Source organism: Asaia sp. HumB (assembly GCF_030263835.1).
In the GTDB taxonomy this organism is placed as follows: Bacteria; Pseudomonadota; Alphaproteobacteria; order Acetobacterales; family Acetobacteraceae; genus Asaia; species Asaia bogorensis.
In genome coordinates, this window is sequence record NZ_JARPML010000002.1 from 2,652,553 (window position 1) to 2,674,851 (window position 22,299).

The window sequence follows — 22,299 nt, forward strand, 5'->3', positions numbered from 1 at the left end:
AGTCCCGAATTCAGGGAGAATGACTGAAAAGTATAACCTTAATAGGTTAGTTTTTAGTCACGTGCGACCCCTAATGAAATGAACCAGGCGCTTTAACATGCCCCCCGGTCTTTGTTCGGGCGTATCGGCATCATGAAAACTGCGGTCCGCTCCCGCGACCCAGGCCAGCAGGCCGGATGCCGTGGAGAATCCCGCGGAGTTCGCGCCGATTTCGGGCAATCCCACAATGCCCAGCGGGCGGCCAAGACGAACCGGGCGGTCCAAAATGCGTGCGGCCATCGGCCCGACGCCATCCAGCAAGGAGGCGCCTCCGGTCAGGACGACGCGCTCGCGGCCGGTCCGGCTGAAGCCGGCATCGTCCAGACGATCGCGCACGAGCTCGAGTGTTTCCTCGATGCGCGGCCTGATGGCCGAAACCAGTCTCGCGCGTGAGACGGTTGTCAGCGTACCGGGTGCCTCGCCGATTTTCTGGAGCGTGATGAGCTCGCTGCTATCCTCGGCGGAGAGTTCGGCTGCCCCGTATTTGGTCTTGAGGCGCTCGGCCTCGTCCAGCGAGGTCGAGAGCATGCCCGCAAGGTCACGGGTGACGTGCAATCCGCCCACGGGCAGGAAGGCCGTATGGCGCAGCATGCCGTCACCGAACACGGCAATGGAGGTGGTGCCACCGCCCATGTCGATGACCGTAGCGCCGAGTTCACGCTCGTCTGCATCCAGCACCGAAAGGCCGGAAGCGAGAGAGGCAGAAACAAGCCCTGTCATCTTGAGTTCGGAACGCATGAGGACCGAATCCAGCGTGCGGACTGCTGTCGTTGCTGCATCGACAACATGAAGCCGTGCCGTAAGCTGTTCACAGACCTGGCCTCGGGGATCGACAATGCCATAGGTGTCATCCACCGCATAACCGATGGGCAGGGTGTGGATGACGGTGCGGCCCTCGGTGAAGGCGCGGGCCTGGCCCTCCGCTACCACACGGGCCATATCGCTCTCGCTGACCCCATGACCGCCGATGGGCATACGCGCATTGAACAGACGGCTCTCGGGGTGACCGCAGGAGAGGTTGACAGCGATATTGTCAAGGCGACGGTCGGCCGCATCTTCAGCCTGACCAACAGTGGCGCGTATGGCCTGCTCAGCCTCTTTCAGGTCGACGATATTACCGTTGCGTATTCCGCGCGAACGGCGCCAGCCATAGCCAAGCACGCGCAGCGTACCATCGGCCTCGCCGCGTCCGATGAGGCAGGTCATCTTGGTCGATCCAATGTCCAGCACACCAAAAACGCCCACGCGCCAGTGTCTGGGCATGGCAGGCTCATCTGCCGGGGGCAGGGCGAGAATATGATCTTCGGAGCGTTCGTGATGTCTCTGCCCTGTGCTGACCGGCAGGAGCGCGCGGCTGCGCACTGTCCGTCGGCGCTTCTTGCGCGGCGAGTCCGGGTCTGTGGCCACGAGGTCGTTCATTCTTCGGTCGAGGCTCCATCTGCGGAGGAGGGGGCTTGGCTATCATGGCCGCGCTGAGTGGCAGCATGGCCCGGTTTGTGCGTTGATTGCGGCGGATTTCCGGCAGTTCCCGGTCCTGATTTCTGCGGTGATCCGGCTTGTCCGCCGCTCCTCACGGTCGCGCCATTACCCGTGTTGGAGGCATCGGTGCCGGGTTGTTTAACCTGGTTGGTATCCGACGAATCCTGCGGGGCATTCGGATCGGCAACCGGCGCGGGGGGCTGGTGAATGACCATACGATCCGGCAGGCGCATATCGATCGAAACGACCGGGCGCTCCAGCAGGCGGAACTGACCCTGATACTGCGCAAGACGTGCAAGCGCCGCCTGTTCCTGTCCCTCCGGCAGGAGGACGGTTGCGCCATCACGCAGGGTCAGGTTCCAGCGACGCTGCCCGACGCGTACGGCTGCGACGACGAACTCCTTGACCGATGGATTGGCCGTCAGCGCGTCAACCAGCGTGGAGGCCGCAAGGTTTGCGCCCTCGCCAACAACCAGCGGCAGCTTGATGAAGGCCTGACCATTCTTGCCTTCAAGCCCCTGGTCCGGCACGCGCTCGCCAGCGCGGTTGATCAGGATGAACTGTCCATGGTCCTGCCAGACGGCCACCGGGCTGCGTTCGGTGATCTTGATGACAATTGTGTCGGGCATATGCCGTTCGACTGTCGCATGATCGATAAAGGGCAGGGTGTCGATACGATCACGCGCCGCCGAGACCGAGAATCCGAAAATCGGCTTGCCGACCGAGGTGCCGAGAGCCCGCATCAGATCGTCTTCCGGCGTGAGGTTGCGCCCCTCGACCCGGATCGTCTTGATCTGGAATGGCAGGTACTGAACGAGCTTTGCGCGATAGGGCGCAAAACGCGCCTCGGAGGCCGAAAGGCGCAGAAACGACGCTGCAATCCCTGCTACGGCCAGCAGAAAAAGGAAGGCCAGAAATACGCGCAGGCCCCGCTTGTGGCGGCGCATGAACAGTACGAGACGCGCTGGTCTGTCCTGCTGCACTGGTCCGCGATAAGGAGCTTCCGGCCGCCGATTTCTCATCTGGCCCGTTTGCCTCGCGTGGTGAGAGCATCACGCACGATCCAGTCGCAGAGTTCCGGGTAGGAAATGCCACAATAGGCGGCCTGTTCCGGCAGGAGAGAGGTCGCGGTCATGCCAGGTTGCGTATTGACTTCCAGAAGGATCAGACGGGACGTTTCCTCGTCATAACGGAAATCGGCTCGCGAGGCACCCGAGCAGCCCAGCGCACGATGGGCGTTCTCGGCCACGCGCAAGGCCTGGGTGAAAATGGCCTCGGGCACTTGCGCTGGCACGTGATGCACGGAACCACCGGGTGCGTATTTCGCGTCGAAATCGTAGAAATCGCCTGTGGGAGACGCCGCCACGATATCAGTCACGGTCAGGGCCCGGTCACCCAGCACGGCAACGGTGAGTTCGCGACCCGGGATATATTCCTCAACCAGCGCCTCGCGGCCAAAGGCCCAGTTCGAGGCAATGGTCTGACGGCGGTTGCTGCCGGTCCGGACAATCTCGACCCCGAATGATGACCCTTCGGCGATGGGCTTGACCACATAGGGCGTCGGTAGAGGGTCAGCTGCGGCAAGTTCGTCCATCGTCACGACGCGCCCTTCGGCCACGGGCAGACCGGCCGCAGCAAACACGCGACGCGAGGCCTCCTTGTCCATGGCGAGCGAGGAAGCCCGTATGGAGGAATGGGTGTAGGTCAGGCCCAGCCATTCCAGAACGCCCTGAATGGCACCATCTTCACCCAGCGGGCCATGCAGCGCATTGAACACGACATCCGGTGCCGCAGCGCGCAGGGCGCGGATCGTTTCGGCCAGATCGGGGCCGGCATCGACACTGACAACATCATGGCCGGCTTCAACGAGAGCCTGTGCAACGCCCGCGCCACTACGCAGGCTGACAGGCCGTTCGCTCGAAATGCCTCCCTGAAGGACGGCAATCTTCAGACTCATGGCTGTTCTCCCGATGACGGTTTTCCGAGGCGTTTGATTTCCCAATGCAGGGCGATACCGCTCTGGGCAAGGACGCGCGCACGGACTTCGTCACCCAGATCTTCCAGATCGCGGCTTGTGGCAGTGCCGAGATTGAGCAGGAAATTACAGTGTTTTTCGCTCACCTGCGCACCACCCCGGGTGAGGCCACGGCATCCGGCGTCGTCAATCAACTGCCAGGCCTTGTGGCCGTCAGGATTGCGGAAGGTCGAGCCGCCCGTGCGGGCCTTGACGGGTTGCGAGGCCTCGCGGGCGGCCTTGATGCCCGCGATATGGGTGCGGATCTGTTCGCGGTCGTCCGGTTGGGCTCGCAGCCGCGCCCTTAACACGATGGCCCCATCAGGCAGACTGGCATGACGATAGCTGAAGGCCAGTTCGGCATTGCCCAGACGCGTGATCGTCCCGTCGGGCAGGAGGATTTCAGCCCAGTCGAGCACGGCATTGATGTCAGAGCCATAAGCGCCGGCATTCATGACCACCGCCCCGCCAATGGAGCCAGGAATTCCAGCCAGAAATTCTAGCCCGGTCAGACCCGCTGCGGCAGCCTGCTCGGCCACGATCATGTCCAGCGCTGCAGCACCGGCCACGAGACCATCGGGCTCGATGATGATATCGGCGAAACCACCCGCCATGCGCACCACAAGTCCTTCGATCCCACCATCGCGGATGATGACATTCGAACAGGCGCCAAGCACCGTGACCGGAACCCCTCCGGGGAGGGCCGCCAGAGTGTCGGCAAGGTCCTGCACATCCTTGGGCACGAAAAGGGCTTCGGCATTACCGCCCGTGCGAAACCAGGCGCGCGGGCTGAGCGGGGCGTCGAAATTCAACCGGCCACGCGGCGAAAGCTGATTCAGCTTCGTGCTCATGATGCCTTGCCATTGAGTGCGGCAAGCTGGCCCGGCAGTGCATGGGCCCAGTTGGTGATGGTGCCCGCGCCGAGGCACACAACGAAGTCACCCGGCTTGGCGATGGCGTTGATCATCTCGGCCAGATGTTCGGGGCCGGGCAACGGCACCACGGAGCGATGGCCGCTCGCACGCAGTCCCTCGATTAGTGTGTCGCGGCTGACGCCCTCGATCGGCGCTTCACCGGCAGCATAGACATCTGTCACGATAACCGTTCCAGCGTCGTTCATGCAGGTGCAGAAATCGCTGAACAGGGCTTGAAGGCGCGAGTAGCGATGCGGCTGCACCACGGCAATCACATCGCGTGCGCCAGCCTGACGCGCGGCGCGCAGCACGGCGGCAATCTCGACCGGGTGATGACCGTAGTCGTCAATAACCGTGATGCCATTGAAATCACCGCAACGCGTGAAACGACGCTTGACGCCGCGGAACCCGGCGAGCGCAAGGCGAATGGTCTCGTCACTGATATCCATCTCGCTGGCGACGGCGATGGCAGCGAGTGCGTTGAGCACGTTGTGCTGGCCCAGCATGGGCAGGCGGAACGGCCCGGCGCGACGCGTGGTTTTCCGCGTGCGGTTGGTGATCACCACCTCGAATGTGGCGCCCAGACGGTCGGTAATCAGCTTGTCAGCGCGGATATCGGCCTGCGGGCTGAAGCCATAGGTCACGATACGATGGTCTGACAGGCGCGGGATCATCTGCTGTACGGCAGGATGATCGATGCACAGCACGGCAAACCCATAGAACGGAATGTTGGACACGAACTGGTCATAGGCCGCCTGCATGGCTTCTGCCGTGCCCCAATGGTCCAGATGTTCGGGGTCCATATTGGTGACCACGGCAATGACCGCAGGCAGACGCAGGAAGGAGCCATCGCTCTCATCGGCCTCGACCACCATCCAGTCACCCGAACCCATGCGGGTGTTGGTGCCGTAAGCCTCGATGATGCCGCCATTAATCACGGTCGGGTCGAGTTTGGCCTGTTCGAGCACGCAGGCCACGAGGCTTGTGGTGGTTGTCTTGCCATGGGTGCCGCCAATCGCCACCGCCCAGCGCAGGCGCATGAGTTCGGCCAGCATTTCGGCACGACGCACGACGGGGATTAGCCTTGCGCGCGCCGCCAGAACCTCGGGATTGTCCTTCTTCACGGCCGTTGAGGTGACCACAACCTGAGCCGCGCCCAGATTACCCTCGTCATGGCCGATCGCGACGACAATACCGAGCTTGCGCAGGCGCAGCACATTGGCGTTTTCGCTGATATCCGACCCCTGAACCTTGTAGCCGAGCATATGCAGCACCTCGGCAATTCCTGACATGCCAATCCCGCCAATACCGACGAAATGGATGGTTCCGATGGAAAGGGGGAGTGCGCGCATGAACCAGGCTTTCAGAGTAACTGCGAAAAAACAGGAAGATCGGGTTAAGGACAGAAGAACGGAGGCGGGTTAGCGATGGATGTGAGCGAAGAGGCTACCCATCACGAAACAGGGGAGCGGTAGTCCGAAATGCGGGCTTCGACAAGGTCGGCCAGCAGTTTGGCGCTGTGGGGATGGGCAAAACCGCGTGCGGCCTTCGCCGCCATCGCCAGACGTTCGGGGTCATTCAGCAAGGTGCCAAGAAAGGCTGATATCGCCTCGGGGGTGAAGTCCTTCTGGCGAAACATCCAGGCACCGCCAGCATCGACGAGCTGTGTGGCATTGGCGCCCTGTTCGTCTGACGCAGCAATGGGCAGGGGGACGAGAATGGACGGACGACCCGCAATGGTAAGCTCTGCCACAGAGGAGCCTCCGGCGCGCCCGATCACCAGATGCGCCTGCCGAAGCAATGTGGCGACATCACTGAAAAACGGCGCCAGTGTGCATTCTATTCCTGCGGCCTCGTAGGCGGCGCGTGTTTCGGCAATGTCCTTCGCATGCACCTGCTGCGTCACGCGCAGACGGGCACGGAACCCTGCGGGCAACTGGGCCAGAGCGGCGGGCATGGTGGTCGAGAACACCCTGGCGCCCAGGGACCCACCCCAGATCAGGAGATTGATTGCCTCTTCGGGCGGAGTATAGGGCTCATCGAGCAGCGCCTCGATGGCGGGCCGCACCGGCATGCCGGTCAGGGCCGTGCGCAGCCCAAGCGGCAGACGGGCGACGGTGGGGAAAGATGTCGCGATGGCGCTGGCGAAGCGGGCCAGCAGGGCATTGGCCTGCCCGAGCACGGCATTGCCTTCATGAAGGATCACGATCGGCTTGCGTCCGCCAGTCAGAAGACGACTGCCCAGAATGGGGGGCACCGACGGATAGCCGCCAAAGCCGATCACGGCGACGGGCGCGATCTGTTTATGCAGGCTGCGGGCCTCCCAGGCACCACGCAGAAGCGAAGTCACACCGCGGAGCTTGGCAGCAATACCCTTGCCAGCCACACCTGTGCCATCAAGCACATATTGCGGCCTGTCCTGAAACATACCGCTCGTTCTCTTACCGGCTCGCTTGTCGGTCATCAGGACCAGATCATGCCCGCGTGCCGCAAGTTCGGTCGCGAGCGCCTCAGCGGGGAAGAAATGGCCGCCTGTGCCACCGGCAGCAATCACGATGGGGCTTTTCACGAATTGGATCCTTCACGAAGCGACGTCCAGTGCCCCTGACCGGCATAGTGCGAACTGATGGGGCTGGCCGAAACCTGATGGCGTGTCAGGGCCAGCACCATGCCAAGGGTGAGGGCGATGGAGATGGCCGAGGAGCCACCATAGGAAATGAGGGGCAGCGTCATGCCCTTGGTGGGGATCAGATGCAAGGTCGAGCCCATATTGATGAAGGCCTGCAGCCCGAAGCCGGCAACCAGCCCCGACGCGGCCGTGATCACGAACGGGTCGCTCTCGCGCATGAGCTTGAGCAGCGTGCGCACCACAATGACTGTGAAGATCAGGATGATGAAGAGGCAGATGAACAGCCCGTACTCCTCGCCCGCCACAGCAAAGACGAAATCGGCATGGGCGTCTGGCAGCAGATCCTTCACCCGGCCTTCACCGGGGCCACGCCCCATCATGCCGCCATTGCCAAAGGCACGCAGCGCGGTGTCGATCTGATAATGGTCGCCCACATTGGGGTGCAGGAAGCGCTCCACGCGCGAGCGCACATGTGGAAACGCGACATAGGCGCCCGCAAACGCCGCGATCATGGCTCCTACGCCAGCACCAACAAAAATGATGGGCAGGCCATTCACGAAAAGCTGGATGAAAAAGACCATCGTGATGACCGACAACATGCCGATATCAGGCTGTGACTTGAGCAGCAGCAGGATAAGCCCGAAACAACCGAAGGCGATGAGCATGCCAGGGAAACGCACCGAGCCGAAAATGACCCGCCGCCTTTGCTCGGCAAGCAGCCATCCCGTCACCACTGCAAAGAACGGCTTGAGGAACTCGGAGGGCTGGACCGACATCATGGGCAGCGCAATCCAGCGCCGCGCCCCTTTGATCTCGACGCCATGAACGAGCGTCATGAAAGTAGCCGCCAACGCAATGACACCGCCGATGAGCGCGAGGCGTTTGACCGCTTCACGCGACAGGCCGGAGACAAGCAGCACGACCCCACCCGCCAGAAGCAAAAAGATCACCTGTTTGAGGATGAACATCTCGCGTGAGGCGCCAATGCGCACGGCGACGGCAGGACTGGCGGCCAGCATCAGGACATAGCCAAAAGCAATCAGCACCCCGACGCAGCACAAGGTGATGCGATCCACATTGCGCCACCAGCGCCCTATGCGGGACGTATCGACACGTGAAAGCCCTGCCATGTTTCCCTAACCCCTCGGCCCTTCGGATCAGGGCGTTTCTGAATCGCTGAGACGAGTCAGGATATCGATAAAAGACGCGCCGCGCGCTTCAAAACTCGCAAACTGGTCAAAGCTTGCACAGGCAGGCGACAACAGAACAACCGGGGCATCGAGCGCGCGAGCAGTCTTCAGCGCCGCCGATGTCGCAACATCGAGAGTCTGGCTGATTTCAGTGGCAACCCCGTGGGCCAGCAGAGTGGCCTGCAGGATGGGCGCGTCGCGGCCGATCAGAAAAGCCTTGGCAATTCGATCGAATAATGGCGCCAGTGCCTCGATCCCACCCGATTTGGCCGTACCCCCCGCAATCCAGATGACCTTGTCATAGCAGAGCAGCGCCTTTTCGGCGGCTTCGGCGTTGGTCGCCTTGCTGTCATTGATGAAACGGATACCATCAACGACGCCCGCCAACGCCTGACGATGCGGCAGGCCCGGATAGGTGGTCAGGCCGGTTTCGATGGCGCGGTCGTCCAGCCCCAGATGCTTTGCCATCGCCCGTGCCACGAGAGCATTCTGCAGATTATGCGCGCCGGGCAGGGCGGGCGCTGCTTCAAGGGCTTTCGCAACCGGCGCGATAAGCGTTTCATCATGAACCGAGATCGTGACGACGTTCAGACCCTCGGCAATCAGCGTTGATGCCTCGGCGCGTGTGTAGGTGTCATCCATGCCCACCACAGCGAGATCACCCGGGGTCATGTTATCGAAAACGTGGCGTTTGGCTGCGGCATAGCCCGCCATATCCCCGTGACGGTCCAGATGATCCGGCGTCAGATTGAGCAGGCAGGCTGTCGCAGCATGATACTGGTCCAGACGCTCCAGCATATAGGACGACATCTCGATGACATACACGCCGTCATCCGGCAGGAGCGGCAGGGCAAGCGAGGCCGTACCGAGATTGCCCCCGGCCAGAACGGGCACTCCGGCTCTATCAAGCATGTGGGCGAGCAGGGCAGTCGTCGTGGATTTGCCGTTCGTCCCGGTGATCGAGGCGAAACGGGCCTTCGAGCCCGCCTTGCGCACCGCACGATATAGGATTTCGGCATCGGACAGAACGGGGACGCCAGCGTCACGTGCCTTGACGGCGACGGGGTGAGGGCTCGGAAGCCTGTGAGGAATGCCCGGTGAGAGGATCAGCGCCTCGAACCCCGTCAGGTCCTCCAGAGGGGCTGCGGTAAAGCGGCTATTTTCGCCCTGCGCCCCATAAGCATCAGGGGCCGGGGGTGATTTGTCATCCCAGGCCTGAACTTCTGCCCCCATGCCAAGCAGGGCCTTGACGACAGCATGGCCATTGCGGCCAAGGCCGACCACAGCAAAGCGCGACCCGGCAAACAGATCGGAGGGGAAGGGGCGACCCGTCATCTCAGCGCAGCTTCAGCGTGGCAAGGCCAGCCAGGCCGAGCAGGATGGACACGATCCAGAACCGGATGACAATCTTGGGCTCCTGCCACCCCTTCTTTTCGAAGTGATGATGCAGCGGGGCCATCAGAAAGACGCGCTTTTTTGTGCGCTTGTACCAGAACACCTGAATGACCACGGAGAGCGTCTCGACCACGAAAAGCCCGCCCACGATGCAAAGCACCAGCTCATGCTTGACCGCTACCGCGACAGCGCCCAGAGCGCCACCCAGCGAGAGTGAGCCCGTATCGCCCATGAACACATCGGCCGGGGTCGCATTGAACCAGAGAAAGCCGAGCCCTGCGCCGATAAGCGCCGCGCAGAAAACCGCAAGCTCGCCGGTGCCGGGGACAAGGTGGAGCTGCAGATAATCGGCGAAAACGCGATTGCCGACCAGATAGGCGATCAGCGCGAACACCAGCGAAGCGATCACGACAGGCACGATGGCGAGCCCGTCGAGGCCGTCGGTAAAGTTCACCGCATTGCCGAACCCGGTCATGGTGAGCATGGCAAAAAGCGGAAAGGCAAAGCCGAGCGGCAGCAGGAAGTCTTTCACGAACGGAAAGGCCACCATATTGCGCAGTTCGGGCGGCATCAGGCTTTCCATCCAGTAGCCGGCAATCAGCGAGGCAGCGAATTCGCTCCCCAATCGGGCTCGCTTGGATACGCCTGCCGTGTTGCGACGCGACAGCTTGAGATAGTCATCCGCAAACCCTACCGCACCGAAAGCGGCTGTCACGAACATGACGGCCCAGACGAAGCCGTTCGTGAGATCGGCCCAGAGCAAGGTGGAAGCAAAAAGCGCGATCAGGATGAGCATGCCGCCCATTGTGGGGGTGCCGGCTTTTTCGAGGATATGGCGTTCCGGGCCGAGTGTGCGAATGGGCTGCCCCTCGCGCTGGATACGCTTGAGCTGCGCAATAAAGGGACGCCCGAAAACCAGCGAAATGACGAAAGCCGTCAGGCATGCGCCGCCTGAGCGGAATGTCAGGTAATGGAACAGATTGAAGAAGCCGCCATGAGTCGTGTCGTGGATGGCGATAAGATTATACAGCATCAGGCCTGCACGCCCCCTGCAAGAAGAGGGGTGACAATATCGCGCATGCGACTGCCAAGACTGCCTTTTACGAGAACCACGTCACCGGCTTTCAGATTGGATTGGACGAAGGGGGCGAGAGATGCCGCGTCTGATTGCCAGACGCCACGCTTTTCTTCGGGAAGAGCGTCAAAAACATGGCGCATATGCGGGCAGCAGCAAAAAACCAGATCGGCGTTCGCTGTGACATCCGGCACGAGTGAGAGATGCTCTGACTCGGCAAAGTCACCCAGTTCGCGGATATCACCCAGAACGGCGATTTTTCGCTGGCCCGGCACGAGAGAGAGCGTCTCCAGCGCTGCACGGATGGAAAGGACCGAGGCGTTGTAGCTCTCATCCAGCAGGGCAGCCTGACCGGCCAAGATAGGCTGAACCTGGCCACGCCCCGCGCCGGGGCGCCACGCGGCCAGAGCCGCTATGGGGTGGGCAAGAGGCAGGCCGAGCGCCTGAAGGGCCGCAAGGGCCATGCCTGCGTTGCGAACGAGATGGGCTCCCGGTGCAGCAAGCGCCACCGCATAACTCATTCCGTCACGACAACCGAGCGTGAATTGTGAGCCTTCTGGCGCAGTATGCACCCCGTTCAGACGATAATCGGCGTTCTCGCCCAGACCGACACGGGCCAGGCGGCACCCGGCCTGTGCGGCAGCATCCTCGAAAACGGCGTCCAGGCCTGTATCGTCTGGAACCAGCGCCACTCCAGCGTTACTGAGGGCGCGGATCAGGTCGGATTTTTCCTCTGCAATGGCCTCCACGCTCCCCATATAGCCCAGATGCGAGCTGCCTATGGTGGTGATGACCGCTGCATCGGGGCGCACCATCCCGGCCAGTGGAGCGATCTCACCACGATGGTTCATGCCGATCTCGGCCACGCAGAATGCGGCGTCGCGCGGCATACGGGCGAGCGTCAGCGGGACACCCCAGTGGTTGTTGTAGGAGGCGACTGCCGCATGGGTCGGCCCGAGCGCCGAGAGGGCGCAATGCAGCATGTTCTTGGTCGTGGTCTTGCCGACCGATCCCGTCACACCGATCATCACACCGGTGAAACGCGCCCGTGCGGCCTGTGCCAGGGCGCGTAGCCCCTGCATGGTGTCCTGCACATGCAGCAATCGCGGGTCGTCGCTGCCTGACGCACTGTGAACCATAACGCAGGCCGCGCCTTTCTCCAGTGCCGTCGCGATATGGGCATGGCCGTCGCTGGTATCGCCCACGAGGGCGATGAACAGGTCTCCCGGTTCCAGCGTGCGGGTATCGATGGAGATGCCAGTGACGGCGACATCGGCAATGAGCTGGCCTGATGTGGCCTCACGAAGCTCGGTGCTGGTCCAGATCGGTGTCATGCCGGCACCCCGGCCAGTTCGCGGATCACCGCACGGTCGTCAAACGGGGTCGTGACACCAGCCACGGTCTGTCCACTTTCATGGCCCTTGCCCGCCACGACCACCACATCACCCAGTCTGGCTTCGGACAGGGCAGCGGCAATGGCCGCGCGTCTGTCCCCGATTTCCAGGGCATCAGGGCAGGCGGCACGGATGGCGGCGCGGATTGAGGCGGGATCCTCGCTGCGCGGGTTATCATCCGTCACAATCGCCAGATCGGCCAGTTTCGCAGCGATGCCACCCATGAGGGGACGCTTGCCCCGGTCACGGTCCCCACCGGCACCGAATACGACAATCAGGCGGTTCTGAGCATGAGGGCGCAGGCTGTGCAGCAGATGATCCAGCGCGTCGGGGGTGTGGGCGTAATCGACATAGACACCGGCACCATTATCCAGCGTCACGGCCAGTTCTGCGCGACCGCGCACGCCTTGCAGATGGGGGATGAGGTCGAGAGTACCCCGCGCCTGATCGTCCTGCGCCCAGATCATCGACGCCGCCAGAAGCACGTTATCAACCTGAAAGCGGCCCGTCAGCCCGATAGTGAGGTCGGGCAGTTTCTCACCGAACAGGGCGAGGGAGACAATCTGACCATGCGGCAATGGGGTGGCATTCAGCAGACGGATCGTCTCACCCTGTTCGCCCACGCTGCGCGGCTTGAGGCGTCGTGCCTGCGCCAGATCGCGCAGGGCCGTGACAGTTTGCGCATCCATGTCCGCGTTGAAGGCAGCAATGGCCCCGTCGGGCAACAGATCGGCAAAAAGGCGCAGCTTGGCGGTGCGATAGGCGTCCATCGTCCCGTGATAATCCAGATGGTCGCGTGTCAGATTGCAGAACCCGCCCGCGCCGAGACGCACGCCATCCAGACGATGCTGATCAAGACCGTGAGACGAGGCCTCCAGCGCGACATGATTGATGCCAGCAGCTTTGAGCTGGGCCAGTGTCTGGGCCATCGAGACGGCGTCGGGCGTCGTAAGTGGCGGCGGGGCCTCGACGGGAATATCGCTGATCAGTCCCAGCGTGCCGATGCTGGCAGCGGGATTGCCGCTCATGGACCAGAACTGACGCAGGAAATCTGCGGTGCTGCTTTTGCCGTTTGTTCCTGTTACCGCAGCGATATGCGCTGGCTGGGGCCCGGCAAGGAGGGCGGCCATGAGCGCCAGCGCATGGCGAGGCGAGGACGACGAGACGCAGGGTACGGAAAAAGCAGGGGTCACCGCGTCTGAGGCCAGCAGGGCCGAGGCACCTTGTGCGAGCGCCTGCGGAATGAACGTCGCGCCATCGACAGCAACGCCGGGCAGGGCGGCGAAGATCATACCCGGCCGCACCGCACGACTATCCGCTGTGATGCCATGAATTTCAGGGTCAACGACAAGAGGCGGGACCGTTAGTCCGGCCCGCTTCAGGATCTCGGAAAGACGCATGGGCTCAGCCTCGTTCGGGAATGTGGTGCGCGGCGCGATCGGCGGCTTTGGCGGCGAGCTTCGCCGCTTTCTCGGCAGCCTTGGCAGCTTTCTTCTCGGCTTCTTCCTTCTGCGCGGCAATACGCGGGTCGCCGGGATCATTACCCGGCCCGAGAGCGCGACGCCCGGCGGGAATGCCGGGTTCAAGCGGTATGGCCATCTCGGCGTCGATACGGGCAACGTTCTTGGTGTCCGGAAACAGGCCGAGCATCGGGCCGATACGCGCAATCAGCTTGCCGGTGGTTGGCGCCGCATTCCAGCCGGAGGTCACAAAGCCATGCGTCTTGGGCGTAGGATGCGGAGAGTCGAGCATGACGTACACGGCATAACGCGGCGCGTTCATCGGGAAGATGGAGGTGAAGGCCGAGATATTGACGTGCTTGAGGTAACGACCATTGGGGCCGACCTTTTCTGCCGTGCCGGTCTTGCCGCCCACGAAGTAGCCCGGCACCTCGGCGCTACGTGCCGTACCCTGTGTCACATCGAGACGCAGCATCTTGCGGATAAGTTTTGAATTTTCCTCTGACACGACACGTTCGCCTTGCGGGGCAGGCGGCGGCGCAGGGGCATCGCTACTGGTGTCGGCGTCCGGCTTGAAGGCCGCCGGGACGACAGGCGCGTGAGAGGCTTGCGTGGTGGCAGGGGCCGTGTTCAGCGCGCCATTCTGCGATGCGGCGTCGCCTGTGGGCGGAGGTGAGGCATTTCCCGGTATTTGGTCCGTCGCGGCGTTGGTGCCATCATCCTGCTCGCGGGCGAGGAGGGTTGGCTTGATCAGGATGCCGCCATTCACTGTCGCCGCCGTGCCGCGCACGATCGAGAGCGGTGGCTCGGCAACGCCGTGACCGAAGCCGACCGTCATGACGGTCGATATGCCCCAGTTCTTCGAGGACGGCACGATCGGACGCCCGGCCTCGGGCAGCTCGATAGGCACGCGGTTGAAGAAACCCATCGTCCGCAGCCATTCCTGCTGCCTTTTCGCGCCGACATCGAGCGCAATATGGGCAGCTGCCGGGTTCGAGGATTTTGCGAGAACATCAGGCAACGCCAGCCAAGGGGCGAAATGATCGGTCTTGATGTCAGAGATGGTGAACCGGCCGATATGGATGGGAATGGTCGAGAAGCGGTCCCAGATATGGGCAACACCGTACTCGATGGCCATGGCCGCTGTCTGCAGCTTGAAGGTCGAGCCGGGCTCATACATGCCCGTAACAGCGCGGTTGAAACGGGCATCGGCAGGCGCATGGCCGAATTCATTGGCATCATAATCAGGCAGGCTGACCATGGAGATGATCTCGCCTGTATTCACATCCATGACGATGGCAGCCGCACCGATGGCCTGGAACTCATCCATTGCCGCCTGGGTCACTTCACGCGCCACGGCCTGGATACGCACATCAAGCGACAGGCGCAGTGGGGTACGATCCTTGTTGAGGCGCTCGTTGAAGTAGCGTTCGACGCCAGCCACACCATGATCGTCAATATCCACGCCGCCCAGAATCTGAGCAGCGGTGCGCCCTAGCGGATAATGACGCCGCTCACTGGCCTCGAAATAGATGCCGGGGATGCCAAGATTGTTGATCGCAATTTCCTGCACCGGCGAGATGTCACGCGCGATATAGACGAACTGCTTTTTGAGCGAGAGTCGACGTGTGGTTTCGGCTTCATCCAGTTGCGGAAGCACGCTCTTGAGCTTTTTTGCCGCATCGGCCGCGTCGATCAGCTCCATGGGGTTTGCATAGACCTGCGCCACAGGCAGGGACAGGGCAAGCGTCTGACCGTTGCGATCGACAATGCTCGCGCGGTGCACGTCGGGGAGCGAGAAGTCACCGGCAACCTGACCCTTTGGATCGCTTTTGGGGATTTCCGGAACCTGGGAGGCAATCTGACGCTTCTCGGGCGCCATGGGCATAAACACGGTGGCAAGGCTGAGTTTGGCCGCGACAAGGCTGAAAAGCAGCATGAAGCCGAGCCCCACGCCAATCAGTCGCGTATGCATCTGGTCGAGCGAGGCCCGAACCCTCTTAGTGGTCTTTCCCTCGGCGCGAGACGATGCGCCGCTGCGATGGCCCGACCTGTTAGAGGGTGGGGGTGTCCTGCCAGCCATGCTCAGCCGCTTTCATATCCGCTCAGTTGGCGAGTGGGGTCGGGGGCGGCAAGGCATCACCATAGCCTGCCAGCGCCGATGAAGACCCGGAATCGCTTTGCACATGATGCGGCTTTGGAGACTGCATGGCAATGTCATGACTGGTGTGCGCGCTGTGAGAGGCGGCCTCGCGCGCGCTGTGCCATGACGTTGCCGGGGTCGCCTGCGGGCGGTTACCACGAAAGCTGGCCAGACGTACGGCGAGGTCTGAATCGTCGCTTGACTGGGTTGTATTGTCACGGGCAGCGGCATCGCGTGGCGACGCATGAACCACGGCACCATAGCGTGACTTGTGACGGCCGGTCTGGCCGAGTTCGTCAGACACGACATGGGTACGCGGGGTTTCCTGCGCGAGTTCGATGGCTGGGTGCGAGGAGACGTTCTGGGTCCGAACCGTATGGGGCGCAGAAAGTGCCGGACGTGCTGCTGTAGCCACGCGCGGCGTTACCGATGCGACCATGACGCGTGGTGCCACCACCGGGGGTGCGACAGTGGGTGTTACAACCGGCGCGTGATGATGAGCAGGCTCGGCACTCGCTATGAGAGCCGCAGTGTCGCGTGGGGTCTGCGCCTTGGGGCTGCTGACCTTGGGTGCCGGCGCTGCGGGGGCAGGGGCGGGATCGGAGGCACGAGCCACGGGGGCCGCCGGCGCCTGCGAGACCGCAATGCTCAGGCTTTCGCGCGGATCATGAAAGGCCGGACGTGTGGAAGGCGCAGGCAGCGTTTCGATCATGCTGGCAAGCCGCACATATTGCGTGGGTGCCATCGGATGAAGCTGTCCAAGAAAGCGCGATGACAAGGCGCTCAGGCGATCCGGCTGGTTCAGAAGGGCCCATTGCGTGCGCAGCATGGCGGTTTGCTGTCTTACGCGCTCGGTCTTCTGGACAACCGATGTGATGTTCTGGTCCAGGACCGTTGTTTCGTGCTTCTTCGTATAGAGAAACATTCCCGAACCACCAGCGAGAAGCGCGCAAAGAATCGTAAACGGCCGGATCATGAAGAAGACCCCCTAACAGAGGCTGATGGTGCGGTACGGAGAAGGCTGCGCAGCTTGGCACTGCGCGAGCGGGGGTTGCGTCCGATTTCCTCGTCAGAGGCGAGAACGGGGCGGGTATGGGGCAGAACATAGTCGGGCGTGACGAAACGCTCGGCCATGGGCTCGTGGCGTGACGGGCGGCTTACCCGTCCGGCAGCCTGCGCGAAGGCACGCTTGACGAGACGATCTTCAAGGGAGTGGAAGGTCACCACGACCAGTTTTCCGCCTTCATCCAGAAGGGCGGGGGCCTCGTCCAGCGCACGCTGTAGCTCGCCGAGCTCGTCATTGACGGCAATACGCAGCGCCTGGAAGCTGCGCGTGGCGGGATGAATGCCAGATTTGTCAGGGCGCACGACGCTACGCACGATATCCGCAAGGCGCGCCGTTGTGCGGATCGGCTCTTCCTGACGCGCACGCACGATGGCTGAGGCGATACGGCGTGACATGCGGTCTTCGCCATAGTGATAGATGATATCGGCCAGCTCGGCTTCATCCGCTTCATTGACGAGATCCGCAGCTGAGCGACCGGCACGGGACATGCGCATGTCAAGCGGACCGTCATGGCGGAAAGAGAAGCCACGCTCGGCTTCGTCAAGCTGATACGATGAGACGCCAATATCGAGCACGATGCCATCGAACGGCGCATCATCACTCAGAAGCTCGGCCATGGCGCCGAATGTGCCCTCAACAGGCACAAGGGCTCGGCCCGGCGCATGAGCGTGCAGTTCTGCGGCGAGCTCGGCGGCACGGGCAATAGCCGTCGGGTCGCGATCAATTCCCCACACAGTGCAGGCGGCACGCGCGAGGACGCCGCGCGTATAACCCCCACCGCCAAATGTGCCGTCGACATAACGTCCGCCATCACGTGGCGCGAGCGCATCGAGCACCTCTGGCAGCATCACGGGCACATGGCCGGGGTCGTGGCGAGTCAGCATGGCGAGCGGTGCAAGGGCGTTCATGACGCCACCTCGCCGTGCGTGACGGGGCGGCTGGTCATGCGTCGAGCGCGCGCACGCGCTTCCTCACGACGCCTGGCGCCGGCTTCGGGCTCCCAGATCTGGAACACGCGCCCCAGACCCATGAATGAAATCTCGTCGACGAGATTGGCGTGACGCTTGAGGACGTCTGGCAGGATAATACGCCCTTCCTTGTCGGCGTCGATCGGGTAAGCGTCAGCGTAGAGACTGGCGGCCAGGTCATCATGATCGTCAGAGAAGATATCGAGCGATTCCACCGGACCTGCCAGCGTGGCGAACGCGGCGCTGGGCCACGCCTCGATGCAGGGATGAAGATGGGATGGGCGGAGAATCACAAGGCTCTCATCGGGTTGCGCCTGAGCCCTGAGGGCCGCGCGAAAGGAAGCCGGAATGGACACACGGCCCTTGGCGTCGAAGCGGTTCTGATGCGTGCCGAGGAACACACTCACGCCGTTCGATGCCTCCCCTTCGTCCTGGAGTGATTGCCGCAGATGTTTCGGACCCGACACGGGACAGGACTTCGAGCGTCATGTCGGAAAAGCCGCTTGGGATGGTTTTGGGATATCATGGGATTTCATGGGACGTCAAACAATTCGCAACAAGAAACGACGGAATTTCCAAGTTTTTTAAACAGAGCAAAGATGAGTGTTCTTGATATGTTCTGGATCAAAATCAAAGACCAATGAATCAATTCATCGATGAGGCGTTTTTGTTATGTTCCTATTGTGGCAATCCGCACCGTGATTGAGGCATGATTGGGGCGAAAAGCGTAAAAGAAGCGTATATTTGGCGCTTATTTACATCAGCCGACTATTTCGGAATATTTCTTCGGCAATGCCGGTATTGGTGCCGCAAGTGCGGCCGGTAACTAAGTGTCAGACGGTCTGTAAGCCGGGTTCTGTCCGCTGAAAGCGGGGCGATCATTCCTCTGGGACCGGTCTTGCAACCGGCCTCACGCAACCAACCCGAATGACAAGGCGGGAGAGCCTCTGATCCCATCCCGAGGGACGGATCCGCCATTCCTATTCGGTCTTGCTCCCGATGGGGTTTGCCCTGCCTCCCGCGTTACCGAAGGAGCGGTGCGCTCTTACCGCACCGTTTCACCCTTGCCTGCAGCCCGAGGGCCGGGCAGGCGGTTTGTTTTCTGTGGCACTTTCCCTAGGGTCACCCCCGCCGGCCGTTAGCCGGCATCGTTCTCCCGTGGAGCCCGGACTTTCCTCCATCACGACGGTTCGCACCGGCGCAACAGCGATCGCCCGACCGTCTGACGGGCGCAACCTGACCCAACAGGGCGAGTGGGTCAAGCGTGACACCGTGCTTTTTGTCCACTTCCGGCTCACGCAACCAGCATACGATACCTGAAATCGAGGCGGCTTCTGGCAGGTACTGCACCCGGCATGAAGAGCGGGGGAGCCATATCATGGCGCCGTGAGGGGAATATCCGCCTCATCCCGATTATCCGTGTGATCGTCTTTCGCGAGAGAGTGAAGCTTGTCGCGCCAGGGGCTGTTGATTGAAGTCCGGCTACATGCAGGCATCCTGTGCTAGGGTCAGTTCATGACTGATTTGCCCGTTGCTCGTCCCGGATTGCCCTACAGGATCTTCCTTTCATGGCTCAAGCGCGCCGCAAAAGGGCGTGATGGTCTGCCCATGCCAGACTACCTAACCCCGGAATCGCTCGCTGCCCTGCGCCGCATGACGGGCATGCCGAGCTTTCCGCAGGCTCTCTCTGCCTTGCAGATAAAGTCGTGGCGGAGTCTCGATATCCCATGCGGCGAGCATGTGCGTCCGGCGAGGTTATATCGCCCGAGAGGCAAGGTGACGGGCGTCATCCTGTTTCTGCATGGTGGCGGATTTGTCCATTGCGATCTGGTGTCGCATCACGGCATGTGCTGCCGTCTCGCGCGCCATGCAGGCGCGATGGTTTTGTCGCTGGATTACCGGCTGGCCCCGGAACATCCCTATCCGGCGGCCGTCGAGGACGGATGGGCGGCCCTGAAATGGCTCGATCAACAGGCCGGGATGCGTGACCTGCCCATCGCTGTCTGTGGCGACAGCGCGGGCGGAAATCTGGCAGCCGTGCTCGCTCGCCGTGCTGGAGTGGAGGGCATGCGGCGCGTGGTCGCCCAGCTTCTTTACTACCCCACGGTCTCGGGCCTTTGGTCACCCTCAAGCCGCGCTGTCTACGCGGAAGGGTTTATGCTCACGGCGCGTCTGCTCGACTGGTATGGCCGACAGTATATCCGGCGCGACCGTGACATGCTCGACCCGGATTTTGCGCCAGTTTTCGCAGATGATCTGTCAGCGGCGCCTCCTGCCATGATCGTGACGGCCGGGTTCGACCCGTTGAGAGGTGAGGGTGAACTGTATGCGACCTTGCTGCGTGAGGCGGGAGTAAGAGTGCGCCTTGTCTGCTGTGCAAAAGCCATTCACGGCTTTCTGAATTTCTACGCTGTCGTGGTCGAAGGGCGACACGCCTTGCGGCTTGGCGGGGCGTATCTGCGCGCGCAATTCGCGCGGTACAGGAAGGCGCAATAAAAAAACCGGGCTCAGGGCCCGGCTTTCTTTATTGTTGCGACATGGCATGGAACCGGCCGGGTGTACCCTGGTCGGTTGCCAGCATGCGATCGGCACGATTGACCTTGATGGTGAACAGGCGGTCAAAAGTACCCGGCTTGCCGGGGCAGCCATCATTGCTGCGTTGCATGAAATCGATACGCGTTGCATCTGGCGGATCATTGCCATTGAGAATGGGCACGAGGCATTTGGCAGGCACGTCGGTCATACCGTTATGCGTGACCATGACGCGCAGATGCTCGACCAGCTTCGTGTTGTCGAACCAGGCCAGGCGGTCGAACTGGATCTTGTCCGCCGCCTGATCCAGCCACCCCATTTTCATGACGAGAATGGCCAGAAGCGAGGCGGGCACCAGCACGATCAGGCGGCGCAGTAGATGCTGCTTGAGCGTGCGGGGCTTGCGGCGGCCCGAACCAAGTCTGGGCGCGCCGGGCTGCGAGGGTATTTTGGGTTCAGAGGCCAAGGGGATGCCTTATTCCATGTCTTCGTGCCAGATCTGCCCGTCACGGGCGAGCATCTGACGCGCTTCCTCGGGGCCCCAGCTGCCTGCCGCATAATGCGCCATCGGCACTTCGTTCTTTGCCCAGGCATCCATGACCGGCGCGACCCACTTCCATGCGGCCTCGACCTCGTCACGACGGATGAAGAGCACTGGATAGCCGCGCACGGCATCGAGCAGCAGGCGCTCATAGGCATCGGGGTAACGGACCGAGAATTCGCGCTCGAAATGCACGTCCATGTTGGTTTCCCACAGGCCGAAATCATCATCGAGCGGGTTCTTGACGTTGAACTGCCACGACACGCCCTCATCCGGCTGGATGCGGATCACCAGCACGTTCTTCTCCGGCTGAGAGGGGAACAGCTTGGTGGCGGATGGCTTGAACGTCACCACGATCTCGCTGACCTTGGCTTTCAGACGCTTGGCCGAGCGGATATAGAACGGCACGTTCTTCCAGCGCGGGCTGTCGATTTCAGCGCGCAGGGCAACATAGGTTTCGGTGTTGCTGTCATGGCCGAGCTCGTCGAGATAGCCATCGACTGTCGCGCCCTTGCTATGACCCTTCGTATACTGGGCACGCACCGTGCTGGTAGGCAGCGTGCTGGCATCGAGCGGCACGAGCGACTTCAGGACAGCCACCTTGGCGTCACGCACGTCATCGGCCTGCAGGGAGTCCGGCTTTTCCATGGCGACCAGGCAGAGCACCTGCAGCAGATGGTTTTGCACCATGTCGCGCAGGGCGCCGGAATTGTCGTAATAGGCAGCGCGGCCTTCAACGCCGACGAGCTCACCTGCCGTGATCTGCACGGACTCGATATGCTCACCCGACCAGACCGCCTCGAAAAGCGGGTTGGCAAAGCGCAGGGCGATCACGTTCTGGACGGTTTCCTTGCCGAGATAATGATCGATGCGGAAAACATAGCTTTCCTTGAAATACTGACCAACACCTTCATTGATCTCTTCGGCAGTCTTGAGGTCGATGCCGATCGGCTTTTCCAGCACGACGCGGCTGTCATCGGTGATCAGCCCTTCGTGGTGCAGGTTCTTCGAGATTGCGCCATAGAGGTCAGGAGCCGTGGCGTAATAGAATACGCGCACATGCTCTTCTGCCTTGTGGCTGAGCACCTCACGCAGACCTGCCCAGTTGCTGTCGGGCTTGGAGCCGTCGAGGCTGACGTAGTGGATCATGTCCAGGAAGCGATCGACCGTGTCTTCGTCGAAATCATCGGTTTTGACGAAGCGCTTGAGTGCGTCGCGTGCACGCGTCTGGTACTCGCTGCGCTTGAGCGGGGAGCGTGCCGTGCCGATGATGCGGGCCGTATCCGGCACCTGTCCCATGGTCAGACGGTAATAGAGGGCGGGCAGCAATTTGCGCATGGTCAAATCGCCGGTGGCGCCGAAAATGACATAGTCGAATGGGGCGACCTGGTGGCAGTTGGTCATCTTCCTGGCTCTCCGGTTCTGGGTGGGGCAGTGCGGTCTTATGACATGCGTGCCCG

At 61.9% G+C, this 22,299-nt stretch carries 17 protein-coding genes, 1 other RNA gene and 1 pseudogene; 1 reads left to right on the forward strand and 18 read right to left on the reverse strand.

Annotated elements, in window-relative coordinates:
* Positions 1-57 precede the first annotated feature (57 nt).
* From ftsA to rnpB, 16 genes and pseudogenes are all read right to left on the reverse strand, one after another.
* Positions 58-1,458 carry a cell division protein FtsA gene (gene ftsA, locus P5689_RS13045; RefSeq protein ID WP_023977573.1) on the reverse strand — a complete coding sequence of 467 codons (1,401 nt, stop codon included), beginning with the start codon at positions 1,456-1,458 and terminating at the stop codon, positions 58-60.
* Positions 1,455-2,540, reverse strand: coding sequence for an FtsQ-type POTRA domain-containing protein (locus P5689_RS13050; RefSeq protein WP_285533488.1), 1,086 nt, complete (start codon positions 2,538-2,540; stop codon positions 1,455-1,457). Before P5689_RS13050 ends, ftsA begins: the two co-directional genes overlap by 4 nt.
* A complete protein-coding gene (locus tag P5689_RS13055; RefSeq protein ID WP_285533489.1) occupies positions 2,537-3,475 on the reverse strand; it encodes a D-alanine--D-alanine ligase in 939 nt (312 codons plus the stop codon). The genes P5689_RS13050 and P5689_RS13055 overlap by 4 nt, the downstream gene beginning before the upstream one ends.
* Positions 3,472-4,383: a UDP-N-acetylmuramate dehydrogenase gene (gene murB / locus P5689_RS13060; RefSeq protein ID WP_285533490.1), complete on the reverse strand. Its 912-nt coding sequence runs from the start codon at positions 4,381-4,383 to the stop codon at positions 3,472-3,474. The genes P5689_RS13055 and murB overlap by 4 nt, the downstream gene beginning before the upstream one ends.
* Positions 4,380-5,798 (reverse strand): UDP-N-acetylmuramate--L-alanine ligase, encoded by a 1,419-nt coding sequence (gene murC, locus P5689_RS13065; RefSeq protein WP_023977569.1) that lies wholly within the window; start codon positions 5,796-5,798, stop codon positions 4,380-4,382. Before murC ends, murB begins: the two co-directional genes overlap by 4 nt.
* 101 nt (positions 5,799-5,899) lie before the next feature.
* Positions 5,900-7,015, reverse strand: coding sequence for an undecaprenyldiphospho-muramoylpentapeptide beta-N-acetylglucosaminyltransferase (murG, locus tag P5689_RS13070; RefSeq protein ID WP_285533492.1), 1,116 nt, complete (start codon positions 7,013-7,015; stop codon positions 5,900-5,902).
* Positions 7,012-8,205 carry an FtsW/RodA/SpoVE family cell cycle protein gene (locus tag P5689_RS13075; protein ID WP_023977567.1) on the reverse strand — a complete coding sequence of 398 codons (1,194 nt, stop codon included), beginning with the start codon at positions 8,203-8,205 and terminating at the stop codon, positions 7,012-7,014. The genes murG and P5689_RS13075 overlap by 4 nt, the downstream gene beginning before the upstream one ends.
* A 27-nt stretch (positions 8,206-8,232) precedes the next feature.
* Positions 8,233-9,600: a UDP-N-acetylmuramoyl-L-alanine--D-glutamate ligase gene (gene murD / locus P5689_RS13080; RefSeq protein WP_023977566.1), complete on the reverse strand. Its 1,368-nt coding sequence runs from the start codon at positions 9,598-9,600 to the stop codon at positions 8,233-8,235.
* Position 9,601: 1 nt separating this feature from the next.
* Positions 9,602-10,693, reverse strand: coding sequence for a phospho-N-acetylmuramoyl-pentapeptide-transferase (gene mraY, locus P5689_RS13085; RefSeq protein WP_023977565.1), 1,092 nt, complete (start codon positions 10,691-10,693; stop codon positions 9,602-9,604).
* Positions 10,693-12,069 (reverse strand): UDP-N-acetylmuramoyl-tripeptide--D-alanyl-D-alanine ligase, encoded by a 1,377-nt coding sequence (gene murF, locus P5689_RS13090; protein WP_285533494.1) that lies wholly within the window; start codon positions 12,067-12,069, stop codon positions 10,693-10,695. The genes mraY and murF overlap by 1 nt, the downstream gene beginning before the upstream one ends.
* Positions 12,066-13,529, reverse strand: coding sequence for a UDP-N-acetylmuramoyl-L-alanyl-D-glutamate--2,6-diaminopimelate ligase (locus tag P5689_RS13095; protein ID WP_285533495.1), 1,464 nt, complete (start codon positions 13,527-13,529; stop codon positions 12,066-12,068). The genes murF and P5689_RS13095 overlap by 4 nt, the downstream gene beginning before the upstream one ends.
* A gap of 4 nt (positions 13,530-13,533) precedes the next feature.
* Positions 13,534-15,564 (reverse strand): peptidoglycan D,D-transpeptidase FtsI family protein, encoded by a 2,031-nt coding sequence (locus P5689_RS13100; protein WP_408868547.1) that lies wholly within the window; start codon positions 15,562-15,564, stop codon positions 13,534-13,536.
* A gap of 130 nt (positions 15,565-15,694) precedes the next feature.
* On the reverse strand, positions 15,695-16,708 hold the full coding sequence (locus P5689_RS13105; protein WP_285533496.1) for a hypothetical protein: 1,014 nt from the start codon (positions 16,706-16,708) through the stop codon (positions 15,695-15,697).
* On the reverse strand, positions 16,705-17,706 hold the full coding sequence (rsmH, locus tag P5689_RS13110; RefSeq protein ID WP_285533497.1) for a 16S rRNA (cytosine(1402)-N(4))-methyltransferase RsmH: 1,002 nt from the start codon (positions 17,704-17,706) through the stop codon (positions 16,705-16,707). Before rsmH ends, P5689_RS13105 begins: the two co-directional genes overlap by 4 nt.
* Positions 17,698-18,173 (reverse strand): annotated as a pseudogene (mraZ, locus tag P5689_RS13115) (division/cell wall cluster transcriptional repressor MraZ); the annotation flags it as partial. The gene rsmH and the pseudogene mraZ, both read right to left, overlap by 9 nt.
* A 422-nt stretch (positions 18,174-18,595) precedes the next feature.
* Positions 18,596-18,992, reverse strand: an RNA gene (gene rnpB, locus P5689_RS13120) — RNase P RNA component class A.
* A 289-nt stretch (positions 18,993-19,281) separates the two neighbouring features.
* Between rnpB and P5689_RS13125 the strand changes: the two genes are divergently transcribed.
* Positions 19,282-20,262 (forward strand): alpha/beta hydrolase, encoded by a 981-nt coding sequence (locus P5689_RS13125; protein ID WP_285533500.1) that lies wholly within the window; start codon positions 19,282-19,284, stop codon positions 20,260-20,262.
* A gap of 28 nt (positions 20,263-20,290) precedes the next feature.
* Here P5689_RS13125 and P5689_RS13130 read toward each other — a convergent pair whose 3' ends face one another.
* Positions 20,291-20,764, reverse strand: a complete 474-nt coding sequence (locus P5689_RS13130; RefSeq protein WP_285533501.1) for a hypothetical protein — start codon at positions 20,762-20,764, stop codon at positions 20,291-20,293.
* Positions 20,765-20,773: 9 nt separating this feature from the next.
* Positions 20,774-22,243: a glucose-6-phosphate dehydrogenase gene (gene zwf, locus P5689_RS13135; protein ID WP_285533502.1), complete on the reverse strand. Its 1,470-nt coding sequence runs from the start codon at positions 22,241-22,243 to the stop codon at positions 20,774-20,776.
* Positions 22,244-22,299: the final 56 nt, after the last annotated feature.